This is a genomic window from Streptomyces sp. CNT372 (assembly GCF_000377145.1).
In genome coordinates, this window is record NZ_KB897787.1 from 94768 (window position 1) to 112504 (window position 17737).

14 protein-coding genes are annotated in these 17737 nt (G+C 75.8%); 8 read left to right on the forward strand and 6 right to left on the reverse strand.

The window, feature by feature from the left end; translation table 11 throughout:
• Positions 1-3: 3 nt before the first annotated feature.
• Together C593_RS0122955 and C593_RS0122960 are read right to left on the reverse strand one after the other, a co-directional pair.
• Positions 4-417, reverse strand: coding sequence for a DnaJ family domain-containing protein (locus tag C593_RS0122955; protein ID WP_018849671.1), 414 nt, complete (start codon positions 415-417; stop codon positions 4-6).
• Positions 418-516: 99 nt separating this feature from the next.
• A complete protein-coding gene (locus tag C593_RS0122960) occupies positions 517-2604 on the reverse strand; it encodes a neutral/alkaline ceramidase (protein WP_018849672.1) in 2088 nt (695 codons plus the stop codon).
• 166 nt (positions 2605-2770) lie between these two features.
• On the opposite strand from C593_RS0122960, the gene C593_RS0122965 reads away from it, so the two are divergent.
• Positions 2771-3937, forward strand: a complete 1167-nt coding sequence (locus C593_RS0122965; RefSeq protein ID WP_018849673.1) for an AraC family transcriptional regulator — start codon at positions 2771-2773, stop codon at positions 3935-3937.
• On the opposite strand, the gene C593_RS0122970 is transcribed toward C593_RS0122965, so the two are convergent.
• Positions 3888-4646, reverse strand: a complete 759-nt coding sequence (locus tag C593_RS0122970) for a LamG domain-containing protein (RefSeq protein ID WP_018849674.1) — start codon at positions 4644-4646, stop codon at positions 3888-3890. The genes C593_RS0122965 and C593_RS0122970 overlap by 50 nt on opposite strands.
• Before the next feature lie 429 nt (positions 4647-5075).
• Here C593_RS0122970 and C593_RS31070 point away from each other — a divergent pair, with 429 nt between their 5' ends.
• Entirely contained in the window at positions 5076-5909 is an 834-nt protein-coding gene (locus tag C593_RS31070; protein WP_018849675.1) for an alpha/beta hydrolase, read from the forward strand.
• 250 nt (positions 5910-6159) lie between these two features.
• Here C593_RS31070 and C593_RS30275 read toward each other — a convergent pair whose 3' ends face one another.
• Positions 6160-7176 carry a hypothetical protein gene (locus tag C593_RS30275; protein ID WP_018849676.1) on the reverse strand — a complete coding sequence of 339 codons (1017 nt, stop codon included), beginning with the start codon at positions 7174-7176 and terminating at the stop codon, positions 6160-6162.
• 163 nt (positions 7177-7339) lie between these two features.
• Between C593_RS30275 and C593_RS30280 the strand changes: the two genes are divergently transcribed.
• Entirely contained in the window at positions 7340-7903 is a 564-nt protein-coding gene (locus C593_RS30280; RefSeq protein ID WP_078521808.1) for a hypothetical protein, read from the forward strand.
• A 50-nt stretch (positions 7904-7953) separates the two neighbouring features.
• Here C593_RS30280 and C593_RS0122990 read toward each other — a convergent pair whose 3' ends face one another.
• A complete protein-coding gene (locus tag C593_RS0122990) occupies positions 7954-9369 on the reverse strand; it encodes an FAD-dependent monooxygenase (protein WP_018849678.1) in 1416 nt (471 codons plus the stop codon).
• 280 nt (positions 9370-9649) lie between these two features.
• Between C593_RS0122990 and C593_RS33445 the strand changes: the two genes are divergently transcribed.
• The 3 genes from C593_RS33445 (at position 9650) to C593_RS30290 (ending at position 12206) form a co-directional block, all read left to right on the forward strand.
• Complete coding sequence (locus tag C593_RS33445) at positions 9650-10051, forward strand: hypothetical protein (RefSeq protein WP_018849679.1); 402 nt, start codon at positions 9650-9652, stop codon at positions 10049-10051.
• A gap of 151 nt (positions 10052-10202) precedes the next feature.
• Positions 10203-11075, forward strand: a complete 873-nt coding sequence (locus C593_RS0123000; protein ID WP_018849680.1) for a PP2C family protein-serine/threonine phosphatase — start codon at positions 10203-10205, stop codon at positions 11073-11075.
• Between the two features lie 66 nt (positions 11076-11141).
• The gene (locus C593_RS30290; RefSeq protein ID WP_078521810.1) at positions 11142-12206 is read left to right on the forward strand and encodes an MASE1 domain-containing protein; all 1065 of its coding nucleotides are present in this window, start codon (positions 11142-11144) and stop codon (positions 12204-12206) included.
• A gap of 87 nt (positions 12207-12293) precedes the next feature.
• On the opposite strand, the gene C593_RS0123010 is transcribed toward C593_RS30290, so the two are convergent.
• A complete protein-coding gene (locus C593_RS0123010; RefSeq protein WP_020610376.1) occupies positions 12294-14009 on the reverse strand; it encodes a PP2C family protein-serine/threonine phosphatase in 1716 nt (571 codons plus the stop codon).
• A 235-nt stretch (positions 14010-14244) separates the two neighbouring features.
• Here C593_RS0123010 and C593_RS0123015 point away from each other — a divergent pair, with 235 nt between their 5' ends.
• Positions 14245-16011, forward strand: coding sequence for a molybdopterin-dependent oxidoreductase (locus C593_RS0123015; protein WP_018849683.1), 1767 nt, complete (start codon positions 14245-14247; stop codon positions 16009-16011).
• A 220-nt stretch (positions 16012-16231) separates the two neighbouring features.
• Complete coding sequence (locus C593_RS0123020) at positions 16232-17722, forward strand: SulP family inorganic anion transporter (protein ID WP_018849684.1); 1491 nt, start codon at positions 16232-16234, stop codon at positions 17720-17722.
• The last annotated feature ends 15 nt before the right edge of the window (positions 17723-17737 follow it).

Genomic DNA, 17737 nt, shown 5'->3' on the forward strand with positions numbered 1-17737 from the left:
GGCTCAGCGCCCGGCGTCCCCCTCCCGCCCGCGCCGCCAGTCCGCCACCACCGCGTCCGCGTCGTACGGGCGCAGCCCCAGCGGGGGACCGGGCGGCGGGCGCAGCAGGGCCGCGGCGATCCGGTCGTTGATCTCGCCGACGATCCGCCGCACCGCCGCCTCCGAGGGCGCCCGCGAGGCCGCCTCCAGCGCGTCCTCCGCCTCCTTGCGCAGGGCCAGCGAGGGCGGCAGCACGGCCAGGCCCTCGCGGTGCATCTTGCCCTTGACCCACCACAGCTCGTCGTACGGCGCGTCAGCGTCCGGCAGCGGTTTCCCGAACCCCGGCAGGTCCCGGAACTCGCCGCGTTCGGACGCCTCGCGGATCTGCTTGTCCACGAACGACTCGAAGCTGACGCCCGGGGGTTTGCGTTCGGTCATGCCTCCAGCCTAATCGGCCCGTCCGGCCCTGCCCAGGGCCCGCCCGGCCCCGTCCGCACCGCCGCCAGGGCGGCGCACCCGGGGCCGGTCGGGCGCGCGTCAGCCGACCGTGAACGCGGCCGTCGCCCCGCTGAACGCGGACACCCCGCCGAAGAGGCTCCTCGCGTCCCCGTGATGGACGATCCGGTACGTCCCGGCCGGGGTGCCCGGCGCGACCCGCCAGGTGACGACCGCCTTCGAGGTTCCCGTCAGACCGTTCAGCCGCACCCACCGGTAGGTGGTGTCCCAGTCGCCGTCGTCCAGCTCCCGGACCCACCTCCCGTCCACCTGCCGCTGGACCTCCAGGAAGGTGCCGCCCCGGCGCAGGTTGTTCTTCGGGTGCCCGGTGGCGAACTCCGCCGTCACCGTCGCCCCCGGTGCGTAGGAGGCCGACGGCGCGCGCAGCACGTCCCCGAAGCGCTTCCCCGCGGGCGGGTTGTCCATCACCACACCCGTCTGGAGGGAGAGCTGCCGCCCCGAGTGGTCCGGCGGGAGCGGCCCGCGTGCCACCTGGGTGCCCGTCCGCAGCGACTTCGCCAGCGCGGCGAACTCCTGCTGCTGCGCGGGGAGCGTGTTGCGGCCGTACAGGGTCGATCCGCCCTCGTACTGCTGGAGGTCGTACTCCTCGGGCGTGGTCACGTACTGGCTGTAGGCGTTGGCGTACCCCTGCATCACCACGTTCTCCAGCGGCACGCCCAGCTCCCGGGCGACCGTGCGGCGGATCCGCAGACCGGCGACGACCGTGTACTCCGCCGGCCCGGCCACCAGATGGAGCTGGCCGATCCGCACGATCTGGAGCGGCAGGATCCGGGGGGTCGCGGGCACCGCCGCGTTCACCAGACCAGTCGGCACCAGGTTCGCCTTCGGGTACTGGCAGCCCACCAGCCAGGCGGGCGGCTCGACGCCGAACGGCTCCAGCAGCTTCGCCACCGGGCTGTTCATGCCCTCCGTGAACCCGGGCAGCGCCGGACCGTCCTCCACACTGCCCGCGAGGGTGGCGGCGCCGACCATGGCCGGGCAGGTCCGCTGCTCCCTGCCGTCGGTGGTGTAGGTCCCGGCGACCGTGACGTTCTCCATGTCGACGAAGCGCATCCGGGAACCGACGCTCCCGCTCACCGGCTCCGCGGCCCGGTCGTAGATCTCCTTCGCCCGTCGGAACTGCCGGTCACCGATGATCCGGGTGTTCTCGAACTCGTCCTCGGTCGGGCCCGAACCCGGCCTGAGGTTCAGATTGGGCGAGATGTCACCGGCGTTGGTGTTGGCGAAGGCCGCGACGAAGCCCTTGGCCCCGTCGAGATGGCGCACGCCCTCGTGGCCGTGCTCCCACTCGTAGGAGGCGTAGCCCTTGTTGTCCGGGCTGAGCAACGTGTTCCCGTTGGTCAGCGAGGTGTTGTGGGTGGCGAACCAGCTGATCGCGCCCACGTCCTCGCCGCCCTGCCGGAAGCGCAGCACGGTCATCGACGGGTCGATCCCGCCGGGGAAGGCCGCCCGGTCGGCGGCCGGGTTGCGGTCGAAGGCGGTCCGGGAGCGGTTGACGCCGGCGTTCGTCAACTCGCCCCGGCCCAGCGTGATCGTGCCCGGCCGAAGGTCCTCGTGGGCCTCGGCCACCGACTCCACGATGCCGTCCACGACCGCGCGGTAGGTGTCCTTCTGGAAGCCGAGGGAGGCCAGGTTGTAGGCGAGGTGGTGCGAGTGGCCGCCGGAACCGGCATGGGTGTGCGTCGCCGCGAGCAGCACGTTCCGCTCGGTGTAGAGGGAGCCGTAACGCTTCCTCAGCTCGGCGAGCACACCCTGCTGGACGGACTGGAACACCATGCCCAGATCGGCGTTGACGTAGGCGACGCGTTCGCCGGACGCCCGGTCGGCGACCACGAACGCCCGGGAGCGCTGCCGCTGGTGGATGCCGGTCGCCTTCTGGTCGAAGCTGGAGTAGCCCATCATGCCGACCTCGGCGGCCTCACCGGTCACATCGGCGATACCGCGGCCGACCAGGTACTCGGTGCCGTCGGCGGACCGGTCGGACACGGCGGCGGGCGCCGGGGACGCCTCGGCGGGGCGGGCCGCGGGGACGGCGGCCAGGGTCACGGCGCCGAGCGTGCCGGCGAGGACCAGGCAGAGCGCTCGCGCGCGTGGGGTGGGGGACCGCATGCCATCTCCCTCGGGACGCAGTGGAGCAACGGGTGCCACCGACGGTAGGCGCGGGACCGGCCCCCGGAGGAGGACCCGACCGGCCAGTAACGGGACGTCACCGGCCACCCGGGCCTGTCCCGGGGGCCGCCGGCCCCCCTACAGTGGCGCCCCGGAGGTGACACCCATGGCCCGCCCGACCCCCGAGGCACCCCGCCTCGCCGACCCCCGGTACGGCTCGGCCACCCTCACCCCGCACCTCCTGCGCTACCTCACCCTGGTCGCGGCCGAACGCGGCCACGACCTCGGGCCCGCCCTGCGGCGCGCCGGGCTCAGCCCGGCCGTGCTCAGCTCGGTGGGCGGCCGGGTCTCCTACCGGCAGGGCAGCTCCGTCATCCGGGAGGCCGTCGGACTCGTCGGCGACCCGGCACTCGGCCTCGCCGTGGGCCGCCGCCAGCGGGTCACCGCCTGGGGGCTCGTCGGCTTCGGCCTGCTCGCCAGCCCGACCCTCGGCGACGCCCTCGCCCTCGGGGTGCGCCACCACGGCGTCTCCGGCTCCATGCTGGACTACCGCATCGAGTCCGTCCGGGGCGGCACCGCGATCCTGGCCGCCGCCCGCTACACCGACTCCGTCCTCCACGCCTTCCTCCTGGAGGAGGCCTTCGGCAGCATCGTCGCCCTCGTACGGGACGCCCTGGACGCGCAGTTCGCGCCGCGCGCCGTCGCCGTACGGCATCCGCGCCCCGCGCACGGGTCCGCGTACGAGGAGTGGTTCCGCTGCCCGGTCCTCTTCGGCGCGCCCGACGACCGGATGGAGTTCGCGGACGCCTGGCTCGCCCGCCCGGTGCCCACCGCCGACCCCTACGCCCTCGCCCAGACCGTCCAGCTCCTGGACGCGGCCGGGGACCGGGGCCGGGAGCACCAGGACCTGGTCGAGGGACTGGAGGTGTCGGTCGCCCGGAGCCTGCCCCGGGTGCCCCCGCTCGCCCACCAGGCCCTCGCCCGGGGCATGAGCGAACGCACCCTGCGCCGCCGCCTCGCCGGGCACGGCACCAGCTACGAGGCGCTGGTCGACTCGGTGCGCCTGGTCCGTGCCGAGGAGCTGATCACCACCAGCGACCTGCCGCTCCAGCGGATCGCCGGCCTGCTCGGCTTCAGCGACGCGCGCACCCTGCGGCGGGCCGTGGCCCGCTGGTTCGGCACCAGCCCCTCCGCCCTGCGCGGTGCGCGCCGCGCCGGGGACCGTGCCGTGGCGGGCCCGGCCGTCCGGCCCGCCACGGCAGCCGCACCGGGCGGCGCGGCCGTCAGCGGCGCAGCACCCGCAGGTACTCCACCGCATACTCCATCTCGCTGACGTCCGGGTCCGGCGCGGGGTGGTAACGGCCCGCGCACACCGACAGGTTGACGATCAGATACGCCCGCCAGCGGCGGCCGACCCCGCGCCGGTCCGCGAACACCCGGTCGCCGTTGACCGACCAGACCACCGAGGAGGCGCCGAACTCGCAGCGCAGATCCACCCACGCGCCGTGCGCGACGTCCGGCCGCCGCACATACCGCTGGGTGCGGCGCACATGGTTGGTCAGCTCCAGCAGATCGGGGTTGTCCGGGTGGTACTCGAAGACGTCGATCTCGTTGCCGCCGTCGAGCCAGGTCCAGACGGCGGGCCAGGCGCCCATCGCCCCGGGGAGCCGGACCCGGGTCTCCAGCACGTCCCCGGCGCGGACCATGAAGCCCTCCTGGCTGCCCTCGGTGGTCAGCAGGCCCGCGTTCCAGTAGCCGTCCGGGCGGCGGACGGCACGGAAGGAACCTCGGCGGGTGTAGGCGGGGTCGTCGGTGAGATGGTCCAGTTTGTTGTCGCCCCGGTTGCGGGGACCGCCCTGGGGATAGGCCCAGGACCGGCCCGCGACCCACTGGGCGGGCGAGGTGAAGTCGGCGGTGAAGACGGGTTCGGCCGGGGTGGCGGCCGCGGCCGCCGGACGGGGGACGACGGGTTCGGGGGCGACGGCGGGGTCACCGGTGCCCGCGCCGGTGTCTGCGGGGGAGAGGGGGTCGTCGGTGCTCACACGGACCTCCTTGCGAGGAACCGGCCGCGCCCGCCCGGCCCTGCGGCCGGCCGCTGCCACGGCCGGTCTGCCCAACGCCGGGACCCGGCCGCGGGTCACCCCCCGCTCCCGCCGACGGGCGTGATCGAGCCGCCCGTCCCGCCACCGCGGTGTCCGAAGCGCGCGGCGTGTCGCGGGAGCCCGCCGGGACGGGCGCGAGCCGTGGGGCGGGCAGGTACCCGCGAGGCGACCCGGGTCGCACGATCCCGGCACCGGACGTCGCTTTCGGGACACGGAGGGACGACGGGAAGTCGATGCCCCCGGCCCCCGGGGCGAGCGGCCCCCGGCCCCGCCCGGAGCATGCGCGCCGCCCCGTCCCGGGCGGATGATGAGGAGGGACACGGCTCCCGGACCACCTCGGGATGCCGGCCGACCAGCGGAGTGGATGCCATGGACGTGCACCGGATCCGTCTTGGCGACGGCCACCTGACGACCGTACGGGACGAGGGGACGGGCCCGCCGTGCGTCCTGCTGCACGGCTCCCCGCTCGACCGCCACTCCCGGGACGCCCTGATCCCGTACCTGGCCGGGGGCGCCCGGGTGATCGCCTACGACCTCCGGGGCCACGGCACCGCCGCGGGCGCACCGCCCGCGGTCTCCGTCGCGGACTACGCCGACGACCTCGCCGCCCTCCTGGACCGCCTCGGCGTGGACCGCGCCCACGTCGTCGGCCATTCCTTCGGCGGTGAGGTGGCGCAGCGGTTCGCCCTGGCGTTCCCCGGGCGGGTGCGCCGGCTCACCCTGCTCTGCACCCGCGCCACGCCCTACCCCGCCTTCCGCGAGGCGGCCCGCCTCCTGGCGGACTCCGGCCCGGCGGTCCGGGTCTCCGCGGTGGCCCGCTGGTTCCCGCCGGAGGCCGTGGCAGCGGACCTCCCGCCCGTCCGCTACGCCACCGCGTGCGTCCGGGACGCCGACCCGGCGGTGTGGGCCGCCACGCTGCGCATGATCGCGGACTTCGACGCCCTCGACGGACTGCGCGCCCTGCCGGTACCGGCCACCGCCGTCGCCGCCGAGCACGACCGCGTCGCCACCCCCGACGCGATGCGCCTGATCGCCGAGGCCCTGCCGCACGGCGGCTTCCGCCTGCTGACCGGCGCGTACCACATGGCCCCGCTCCTGCTGCCGCAGCGGACCGCCGCCATGATCCGCGAGGACGCCGCAGCGCGGCCGCGGGCCCCGGAGCCGCGCGCCCCGGCGGGCGGCCACCGGCGTCCGGGCCCCTGAATCCGCGCACTCCACGCGGAACCCGGCCGTCCACGGTCGGCACGCCCCCGCGGACGGCGCGCGCTCCGGGAGCCCAAGGGGCACACGGCCGTACGTGGGGGGTTGCGGGAGCGACCTGGTGCGGGCCGTTCCCGGACGGCCGTGTGCCCGGCGGCGGCCGGTGTCCGTGGCCGCCGTGTGGGGAACTGTGGCTCAAACACCCCATCCGATCAAGGAATTCGGAGGGCCCGGATTTCCACAGAGTTGCCGTTCACTGTGGAAACCCCGGCCCGGAGCCCGGTCCGGCCGCCCCGGCCCCCGGCCGGACGTCCGGGGGCGGGAAACCCGGCTCCGGCCACTCCCAGGAGATCCCGTGGATGCCGGCGGGGGCGCGCCCGGGCGCCGAGTGCACGGTGTGCGAGGCGTCCAGCGCGATGCGGTGCCGGTACGCGGCCGGCGCGCCGTGCCGCTCCAGGTAGTAGCGGTGGCCCACCACGGGCAGGGCCCTCGGGTCGAAGTAGACCTGGAGGAGGTAGTCCCGCAGCGGCACCCGGGTCCGGCGCTCGTAGTGGTCGTCGGTGCCGTCCCCCGCCTCGACCTGGACGGTGTAGTCGATGACGACGGTCTCGTTGCGCGCGAGCCGCCGGCCGAAGCCGATCTCGATGGCGACCGAGTCCATCTCGGGCCGGAACTCCAGCTCCGCGAGGAGCCCGCAGCGGACGGCGACCCGCACCCCGCGCGCCCCGGCGCCGTCGAAGGTGTGGACCGTGGTGAAGTGGTCGGCCCCGGCCCGGGAGGCGCGCATCACCTGCTGGATGGCGAGGGAGACGAGCCGCCGGCGCTCGTCCAGGGTCACCGTCTCGCGGATGCTCAGCGTGCTCACGGACTCGTTCAGCGCGGCGAACCGGGGCCCGAGCACCCGCTCCACCAGGGAGTCCTCACCGAAGACCCGGTGCGAGGCGCTGACGTCGTGGGCGGGCGGGGCGGTCCGGCCGCGCGGCCGGTAGGGGCCGATCAGCGAGCGCAGTGCCCCGGGCCGCACGGCGAGGACCGTCTCCAGCACCTCCACGGCCCGCAGCGAGCGGGCGCGTTCCGGTTCGCTGCGGCCGCGCTGCCAGTAGCTGAGGGTCGTCAGGCTGACCCGGACGCCGTGGACGGCGAGCCGGTGGCGCACCCGGTCCAGGGACAGCCCACTCCGCCGGACGGCCTGCTGGAGCCCGTCGGCGAAGCTCGTGCCGGGCGGAAAGGACAGGAGTTCGGGGGAGGACGGCTGGTCCTGGTGGTTCACGGGCGGGTCTCCCGTCGCCTCCCGGGGCGGTTCCGAGGGGCGGGGTCGGGCCGGGCAGGGACGGACCGCACACGATATCCGCCCTGCGCCCCCACGGGCAGACCGTCCCGGCCGCGTGCGAGACTCGTCCGTCGTGAACGGGCGGGCGGGGAGCGGGAAGAGCATGCTGATACGAGGCGGGGGACGTACGGGCGGCAGGACACTGCTCACGGCTCTGACGCCGGCGGTGGCACCGGCGGTGGTGCTGGCGGTGTTGCTGACCGCCACCGGCTGCGGGGCGCTGCTCCTCGACGACAAGGGCCCGCTCCCGCCGAGGCCCGCGGCCGTCCCCGCGGACACCGTGGTGACGGAACTGACCGCCGCGCCGGCGGCCGAGGGCGTCCCCGTCGAGCGGGCGCCGCGCGACGGGCTGCCCGGCTGCTACGAGCGGCTCACGGGCCGGCACGCGGCGCGGACGGCCGACCGGGCGCTGCGGGCCGCCTTCGATCGGGTGCGCGCCGACCACGGGTGGGGGACCGGGCCCGACCAGGGGGAGGGTGTGCTCAGCGCGAAGCGCGGCAACTGGGTCGCCATGACCTCCCTTGAGGGCCCGGCGCCGGGTCCGGCCGAGGAGACGGTGATCACGGTCTCCCTCGTCTGCTCCGGCCCCTCCGCCGCGCCCTCGTCCCCGGCCCCGGACACCCCGGCCCCTGACACCCCGCCCCCGGACACCCCGGCCTCCTCCTGACCGCGTCCGTGCCCCGCCTGGACCCGGGCCCGGGACCCGGCGGGGCACGGTCAGCCCGCGGGCACCTCGCTCGACATCGGCGGCCCGTCCGGCGTGGGCCGGACCGGCCCGAAGAGCACCGCCCGCGCCACCTCCGGCGCGAACAGCGCCCCCACCGGCGCGGTGAGGGTCAGCACCGACCGGAACGCCCGGCCCACCACCGGGTCGCCGTGGTAGCGCTGCTGCACCCGGTCCACGTACCAGCTCGCCGCGCGGTCCAGAGGACGGGCGGACACCGCGCTGCCCGTGGCCCCCGGCATCCTCCGGTCCGCGCCCGCGGAGATGTCCCACGCCTGCTTGGACGCCGCGCACAGCGCCCGCTGCACCCGCAGGGTGGTCGGCTTCCGGCGCGGGTCCGTCAGCGCCTCGCGCAGCGCGACCGCGCTCAGCGCCGCGACCGCCATCCCCTGCCCGTAGATCGGGTTGAACGCGCACAGCGCGTCACCGGTGGCCAGGAACCCGGCCGGACGGCGGCCCGCCCGGTCGTAGCGCCGCCGCACGTTCGACGTCCGCCGGAAGCCGTACGGCGGGGTCTCCGGCACCGCCTCGCGCATCCAGTCGTGGATGAACGGGTGCGGGAAGCGCAGCGCGTACGCGGTGAACGCCTCCTCCTCCGTGGGAGGTTCGTCGCCCCGCAGCCCCGAGAGGATCACCAGATGGCGGCCGTCCTCCAGGGGCAGCACCCCGCCCGCGTAGACCTGCTCCGGGCTCGGGAACACGTAGTAGCCGTGCGCGTGGGTGCCCAGGTGGTCGCTCTTGTTCCGGTAGATCCTCGAGGCGTACGCGAGACCGGTGTCGATGGTCTCCTCCTCCGGCGGCTCCGCCCCGAGGGCCGTCAGCCACTGCGGGGCCCGGGAGCCGCGGCCCGTCGCGTCGACCACCAGGTCCGCGGCGAGGGCGCGCGGTTCGCCGCCGTCACCGCCGCGTTCGCGCAGAAGGACGCCCCGTACCCGCCGCGCGTCGCCGAGCAGACCGACCGCCTCCGTGCCGGTCACCGACTCCACGACCGGGTTCGCCAGCACCCGGGTGCGCACCAGGTGCTCCAACTGGGCGCGGGAACCGCTGAAGAAGTGCGAGGTGGCCGCGGTGCGCCGGAACCAGCGCCCGCTCTGCCACTGCACCATGTCCGTCGGCACGGCGAGCCGGGGCGCGCCCGCCGCCCTCAACTCGGCGGTGAAACCGGGCAGCAGCGTGTCGAGGGCGATCTGGCCGCCCTCCAGCAGGACATGGGCGTGCCGGCCCTGGGGGACACCGGCCCGCGACCCGGGCCCGTCCGGATACCGGTCCCGCTCCACCACCGTGACCCGGTCCGCGTGTCCGGCGAGCACATGGGCCGCCAGCAGACCCGCCAGACTCCCCCCGACGACGACCGCGTGCCGCCCGGCCGCGCCCCCGGCCACGCCGCGTCCCCGTACCTCGTCCACCATGCATCAGCCCCTCGGAACTGGTGAGTTGATCCCGGACCGACCAGTATCCCCGCCGCGCAGGGCGGGACCGCACCTTCGCGCAGCGCGGGACCGCACCTTTTCGCCGCGGTCCGCGCCGCATCGGTCGAACACCCGGTCCGGTCCCGTACGGCGGTGCGCACCGGCACGCGCCGGGCGGGACCGGCGGCCCTGCCTCGCTCCGGGCGCCTGAGTACCCGGGCCCGGGGATCTGAGTACGCCGGCCGATCTCCCGACCCGCCGCCGCTGCTGGAATCGGTTCATGACCTCCGACTCCACCGGCGACCGCCGGCTCCGCGTCCGCCACGTCGCCGCCACCGGCACCGCCCTGGCCGGGGTGCTGCTGCCGCTCGCCGCGGGGGTGCTGCTCGCCCGGAGCGTCGGCGCGGACCCGATGACGCCGGTCAACGCCTTCCTGACGGGCGGCGCGCAGCGGGCCGCCGTGCGCACCCCGCGGCTGCCCGGCTGCCGCCGGCACGCCGTGCTGGGACGGGCCCCCGTGGTGCGCTCCGCCGCCACCCTGCGGGAGGCGGCCGGGCGCGTCCGGCCGGTCGCGGACCGCTGCGCGGTGGCTCTGGCGCCGCTGGGCCGCCGCACCCGCCGCCCGGCCGCCACAGCGGGCACCGGTCCGGGCGCCGCCCCGGCGGACGGAGGGCTCCGGTGACCCGCGCGATCCGCCCGTTCCCGCTCCCGGGCAGGATCAGGCCGCCCGAAATATACTGTTCGCGGGCCGTGCGGGCCCAGCCGGGCCGGTTCCGACGCGCGGCGCGGAAGGGCTGGGCACAGGAGGAGTCAAAGGTGCCGCGGAGAGGGTCATGACCCGGCGTCGCCCCCCGCGGTCGGCGACCGCGGACGATCTGCTCACCGCTCTCGGACTGCTCACCGACCGGGCGCGCAAGACCGCCGAGAGCCAGAAGGCCCGCGTCGAACTCGCCGAGGCCCTCCAGCGCTCCATGCTTCCCAGCCGCCTTCCGGCCGTCCCCGGTCTGCGGGTCGCCGCCCGCTACACGCCCGCCCGCAACGGCCTGGACATCGGCGGCGACTGGTACGACGGCTTCGTCCTTCCCGACGGCTCGCTCGGCCTGTCCATCGGCGACGTCCAGGGTCACGACGTCGAGGCGGCCGCGTTCATGGGGCAGATCCGGCTCGGGCTGCGCGCCGTCGCCACCGCCACCGTCGACCCCGGCGAGATCCTGCGCCGCGCCAACGACCTGCTCCTCTCCGTCGACCAGGGTCTCTTCGCGACCTGCAGCTTCCTGCGCTACGACCCCGCGACCGGGGTGCTGGAGAGCGCCCGGGCCGGGCATGTGCCCGCCGTCTGGGCCGGCGCGGACGGCGCGTACGAGGTGGTCGAGGACGAGACCGGGGTGCCGTTGGGGATCATGGCCGGTGAGGTCTACCCCGTGGCCCGGCGAAGGCTGGACGCGGGCGGTGCGTTCGTCCTCGTCACCGACGGCGTGGTGGAGGGGCCCTCGTTCGACATCGACGCGGGGCTCGAAGCCGTGGCCCGGCTCGTGCGGGACGCCGTGCGCGCGGACCTGCCCGCGGGGGAGCTGGCCGCGCGGGTGATGGGCGTCGCCGGGCTCACCGACCACACGGACGACGCCGCCGTCCTCGTCGTCCTGCACGACCCGCACGGCGGCGGTTCCCCCGGCGGCCCGCCGTGCGGCCGCCCGGTGCCGGGCTGACGCACCGGGCACGCCCCTGCGCGTGTCTCGGACGCGGGGAGCCGTACGCGTTGTGTGATGACTGGCGTGATCCGCAGCGAGCAACTGAGACGACCGGCCGCAGCGGTGCTGCGGATTCTCGCCGTCGCCGCCGCCTACTGGCTCGGCGCCCGGATCGGCCTCCTCCAGCAGGTGGTCGTGGAGGGCGCGAGGGTCACCCCCCTGTGGCCACCGACCGGTGTGGCGCTGAGCTGCCTGCTCTGGATGGGCCTGCGGATCTGGCCGGGGATCGTGCTGGGGGCCCTCGTCACCCTCGTGACGATCACCTCGTTCAGCCTTCCCGGCATCGGCATCCTCGCCGGAAACACCCTCGCCCCGCTGGCTGCCTGCCTGATGCTCCGGCGGGCCGGGTTCCGGCCGGAACTCGACCGCCTCCGGGACGGTGTCGCGCTCGTCTTCCTCGGCGCCCTGGGGGGCATGCTGATCAGCGCCACGGTCGGGGCCGTCACCCTCGTGCTCGCCGGATCGCTGCCGGCGGGGGAGTTCTGGCCCGTGTGGTCTGCCTGGTGGGCGGGCGACGCGATGGGCGTGGTCGTGGTGACGCCGCTCCTGCTGCTGGCGCTGCGCCGGGTGCGGCCGCCCGTCGACATGCGGCGGTTCTGGTGGACGGAGGCGGGCCTGCTCGCGGTCACCACCGTCGCCGTCGGCTGGGTGGTGACCCGCACCGAGTCGTCCCTGCTGTTCCTGGTCTTCCCGGTGCTGGTCTGGTCCGCCCTGCGGTTCCAGCTGCGCGGGGCGGCGCCGTGCACCCTGGTCGTCTCGGTGCTCGCGATCACCGCCGCGACCTCGGGAGCGGGACCGTTCGCCGGGCGCTCCCTGCTGGAGGTCATGGTCGTCCTCCAAGCGCTCAACGGGGCGGCGGCCCTCACCGCGCTGCTGCTCGCCGCCCTGGTCACCGAGCAGATCGAGGTGCGCCGGCGTATCGAGGACGCCTGCGCCGCGCTCGCCGACGTCGTCGACCAGCTGGCCCCGGGGGAGACGGCGCACCTGTGGCCGATCCGCCGGGACGGACCGTCGGCGGACGACTCGCCCGGCCCCGGTCCCGCGCGCTCGGACGGGCCGGGCGAGACCCCGCCGCCCCGTCCCGTCTGACGCCGCCCCGCCCGTCCCGTCTGATCCGCCCGCACGCCCGCACGCACGCCGCGGCGGACCGGAAACGGCCCCGGCCGCGCGTGCGGCTCAGTCGAACCGCACGGCCAGCAGGCACGCGTCGTCGTCGTGCGTCCCCCGCACGTACTCCTCCGCCAGCCGGTCGACGATGCCCCGGGGCGTGAGCTCCCGGCACGCGGCGAGCGACCGCGCCAGCGTGGCGATCCCGTCCTCGATGTCCTGCCCGCGCCGCTCCACCACACCGTCCGTGTAGAGCAGCAGCACGTCGCCGGGCAGCATCGGGAACTCGGCGGTCGCGTACGGGTGCCCCGGCAGCGCCCCCAGCATCGGCCCGCGGTGGTCCGTCGGCAGCGGGAACGGGGTGCCGTCCCGCAGCACCAGCGGCGCCGGATGCCCCGCGCTCGCCCAGTGCAGGACCCGGTCCCGCCCGACGAACGCGATCGCCACCGTGCCGCTCGACGGCGCGCCTGCCTCGCCGCCGACCAGCTCGTTCAGCCAGGTCGTGACCGCGCCCGCGTCCGCCCCGGTCTGCGCCAGGCCCGCGACCGCGTACCGCTGCTGCGCCATCCGCGCCACCGCGTCCAGGCCGTGCCCGGTCGCGTCGCCCATCGCGATCAGCGCCCGGTCGTCCGCCAGGGGACGGCACTTGAACCAGTCGCCGCCCACGGCCGCCTCCGGCTCGGCCGGCAGGTACGCGGCCGCCGCCGTGATCCCGAGACCGGCCAGCCCCTCCGAGTACGTCGGCAGCAGGGCCTCCCGCAGCACCGAGGCCACGCGCTGCTCGGCCGCCGCCTGCCGGCGCAGCCGGTCCGCCTCGCTCTGCTTGTCGGCGAGACGCCGCCGGCCGCGGATCTGCGGCGTGAGGTCGTGGGCCACCATCTGCACCGCCCACGAGCGGCCGTCCGTACCGGTGACCGGCCGCCCCAGCAGGTCCACCGTGCGCACCTCCCCGTGGACGGTGAACCGCACCCGGGTCCAGGCCGGCTCCTCACCGGCGAGGACCGAGACCAGGAACTCGCCGAACGGCCCGGCGTCCGCGGGCACCAGCGCGTCGCACAGCTCCGGCAGCGTCCACGGCAGCTCCGGCTCGGCCCGGAAGATCCGGTGCATGCCCTCCGACCAGGCGACCCCGCCCGACAGCAGGTCCCAGCGGGCCCACCCCATCGAGGCCAGGTGCTGGGCGTCGATGGTCAGCAGTTCCGTCTGGCCGCGCGCGGTGTGCCAGGTCGTCAGGACCTGATCGCCGCAGGACGCCGCGTAGTGGACGAGCTGGACGCGCCGCAGCCGGCCGTCCCAGGTCTCCGTGCAGTCCACCACCAGGCCCTTCACCACCCGTCCGGTCTCCAGCACCCCGCGCAGCGCGTCGAGCAGGCCGCCCGCCGCCAGCCCCGGGCGCGCCTCGCCGAGCCGCTGCCCGACCTGTTCGTCGGGTGAGGGGAGCCAGTCGGCGCAGCGCACATGGTTGCCGGCCCGGATCACGAAGTCGGTGACGCGGCCCTCCGCGTCGCGGACCGGGGCGAGCAGGGCCGCGGACACCGGCACCGCGGGCAGGGTCGCGCACAGGCAGGCCCACGGGTCGTGGTCCCCGCCCGCCCCGGCACAGTCGTGCGCCGGGCCGAGGCCCAGCCCGCAGCCGCAGACGGCGGTGTCCTCGGGTGCCCGTACGGCGGGGGCGGGCGGGGCGGACGGGGCACCCCGCGCCGTCACCTCCGCGCGCAGAGCCCGCGTCTCGCGCTGGATGAGCGCCTTCACGGAGGCGATGTCGGCCGGCTGCGGAAGCGTCATGCGGTCCCCTCGCCGTGTCGGGCCCGACCGCCGGTACACGGCGGTCACCCGCCGATCCTCCCCGAGCCCCGCCCCGACCGCGCGCGCCGGGCGGCCGTCCGGGGGCGGGCGACGGGGTCCGGGGCCTTGTCCCCCGGAGGGCGGGCGACGGGGTCGGGGGCCTTGTCCCCCGGGGCGGTGCGGGCGATCCGGTCCGGGACCGGAGGGAACCAATCCGGACGCGCGGCGGATCCGAATGCCGGGTGTGACGACCGACCGAGCCACCGCAGCCCGTACCGCCCTCGCCGCCCTCGGCGGGCTTCTCGCCGCGTTCGCGGCGCTGGCCTTCGCCGAACTGGCCGCGGCCGCCCTGCGGCCCGGGGCCGGGCCCCTGACCGCCGTCGGCGGGAGCGCGATCGACCGGACACCGGCCCCGGTGAAGGACTGGGCGATCCGCACCTTCGGCGAGGACGACAAGCTCGTCCTCCGGCTGGGGATCGTGGCCGTGCTCGCCCTGTTCGCCGTGGCGCTGGGCGTCCTGGCGCTCCGCCGTCCCCGCACCGCCGTCGCCGGGGTGCTGGTGTTCGGGATCGTGGGAGCCGCCGCGGCGGTGAGCCGGCCGGACGCGACGGGGGCGGCGGACGCCCTGCCGTCCCTCGCCGGGGCCCTGGCCGGGGCGGGCGTGCTGTACGTCCTCGCGGGCCGGCTCACCGCGCACCGGACCGCCGCTCCGGCCGGGCCGGCCGACGGGGACGTGCCCGGCGGCGACGCACCCCGCACCGGCGCCACCCACGACGTTCCCGGCACGGGTGCCGCCCCCGCCGTTCCCGCTGCGGACGCCGCCGCCCCCGCCCCCGCCGTTCCCGCCGCGGACCCCGCCCCCGATCCCGCCGTTCCCGCTGCGGACCCCGCCCCCGCGCCCGGCCCGATCGGCTGGGACCGCCGCGGCTTCCTCGTCGCCGCGGGGGCCGTCGCCGCCGCGTCCGCCGGGGCGGGCGCCCTCGGCCGGGTGGTGTCCTCCGCCCGGGGACAGGACGCCGTCGCCTCCCGTTCCGCCGTCGTCCTGCCCCGGCCCGCGTCACCCGCCGCCCCCGTGCCCGCCGGAGCGGCCCTGCGGATCCGGGACCTCACCCCGTTCGTCACCCCGAACAAGGACTTCTACCGCGTCGACACCGCCCTCGTGGTGCCCAAGGTGGACGCCACCCGCTGGCGGCTGCGCATCCACGGCCGGGGCGTGCGCGCCCCGCTCACCCTCACCTACCGGGACCTCCTCGACAGCGAGCTGATCGAACGGGACATCACCCTCACCTGCGTCTCCAACGAGGTCGGCGGCCCCTACGCCGGCAACGCCCGCTGGATCGGCGTCCGGCTGGCGGAGCTGCTGGAGCGGGCCGGGGTGCGCCCGCCGTCCCGGGGCGGCCCGGCGGACCAGCTCGTGGCCCGGTCCGTGGACGGGATGACCCTGGGCACCCCCGTCGAGGACGTCATGGACGGACGCGACGCGCTGCTCGCCGTCGGCATGAACGGCGAACCGCTGCCGTTCGACCACGGCTTCCCCGTCCGCATGGTCGTGCCCGGCCTCTACGGCTACGTCTCCGCCTGCAAGTGGATCGAGGACCTCGAACTCACCACCTTCGACGCCTACGACCCCTACTGGGTGAAGCGCAAGTGGGCCCGGCGCGCGCCCGTCAAGACGCAGTCCCGGATCGACACGCCCAAGCCCTTCGCCCGGCCCGCCGCGGGCACGGTCATGGTCGCCGGGGTGGCCTGGGCCCAGCACCGGGGCATCCGGAAGGTGGAGGTCCGCGTCGACGACGGGCCCTGGCAGCCCGCCGACCTGGCCGCCGAGCACACCGCCGACACCTGGCGGCAGTGGTCCTACCCGTGGCGGGCCGTGCCCGGCACCCATACCCTCACCGTCCGGGCGACCGACGGCACGGGGGAGACCCAGACCGCGACGCGCACCCGCACGGTCCCGGACGGGGCCGGCGGCCGGCATTCGGTGGTCGTCACCGTGGACTGAGGACCGCTGGGCGAAACGGGTGAACGCCCGCGTTCGCATTCGGCCCGGGAACCCAATTCCCGGCGCCCGTTCACTGAATCGGGGGCGTATTTCGATTCGCCAAAGAGACGGTAATGCTAGGGTCAAATGCGCAGGGTTCGCTATTCATGCGTTCACCCCGATTCCCCGTTTTTTCCCGGCAGTTCGGCCTGGTAATGCAGGGTGAGGAGAACACCGCCCGATGCCAGCTTTCCTGAAGAACCGCCAGGATCTCGGACGAGACTTCCTGGCCTCCCTCGTCGTCTTCCTCGTCGCCGTCCCGCTGTGCGTCGGCATCGCCGTCGCCTCCGGCGTCCCCGCCGAACTCGGCCTCGTCACCGGGATCGTGGGCGGTATCGTCGTCGGCCTGATGCCCGGCAGCACCTTCCAGGTCAGCGGTCCGGCGGCCGGGCTCACCGTCCTCGTCTACGACGCGGTCACCGATTTCGGCCTGGGCGCGCTCGGTGTGATCGTCCTCGTCTCCGGCGCCCTCCAGATCCTGCTCGGCGGCTTCGGACTGGGGCGCTGGTTCCGGGCCATCTCGGTCGCCGTGGTCCAGGGCATGCTCGCGGGCATCGGACTCGTCCTGGTCCTCGGCCAGTTGTACGCCCTCGCCGACACCGGCCAGCCCTCCGGCGGCATCGCGAAGCTCACCGGCCTGCCGGAACTGGCCCACACGATCCTCACGGAACCGGCCAACGCGACCGCTTTCCTGGTGGGCGCGGGCACCATCGCCCTGCTCGTCCTCTGGCCCCGGCTCCCCGCCCGGGTGCGCGTGGTCCCCGGCCCGCTCGCGGCCGTCGCCGCCGCCACCCTCGTCACCGTCGCGCTCGACCTCCCCCTGGCCCGGGTCGAGGTGCAGGGCCTGCTGGACGCGATCGACCCGCCCGGACTGCCGGACGCGGCGCGCCTCGCCGACGTCGCCCTCATCGGCACGATCCTCGCCTTCACCCTGATCGCCTCCGCCGAGAGCCTGTTCAGCGCCGCCGCGGTGGACCGTATGCACGACGGGCCGCGTACCGACTACAACAAGGAACTGGTCGCCCAGGGCACCGGCAACGTGGTCTGCGGGGCGCTCGGCGCGCTGCCCATGACCGCCGTCATCGTCCGCAGCGCCGCCAACGTCCAGGCGGGCGCCCGCACTTCGCTCTCCCGGGTCCTCCACGGCGTGTGGCTGCTGCTCTTCGCCGCGCTGCTGCCCCAGGTCATCGGCATCGTCCCGCTGGCCGCCCTCGCCGCCGTCCTGGTCCACGCCGGCGGCAAGCTCGTCCCGGTGCGGGAACTGCTCCCGCTCTGGCGCCAGCAGCGCGGCGAGGCCGCGATCCTCGTCGTCACCGCCGTCGCCGTCGTCGTCACCAACCTCTTCGAGGGAGTGATCATCGGCATCCTGCTGGCGGTGGTGAAGACCGCCTGGGAGACCTCCCACATCTCCATCGACGTCCGCGAACTCACCGGCGGCAGACTGGTGGTGACCATCAGCGGCAACGCGACCTTCCTGCGCATCCCCTCCATCATGGAGCGCCTGGAGGGCCTCTCCCAGGACCACCCCGTCGAACTCGACCTCACCGGCCTGCGCCACCTCGACCACGCCTGCCGCGTCTCCCTGGAGAACTGGGCGGTCTACCACAACGGCACCGAGACCCCTGCCTCCGTCACCATCCGCCCCCCGGCGGGCGGCGACGGTCCGGCCTGAGGCACCTCGCCCCGG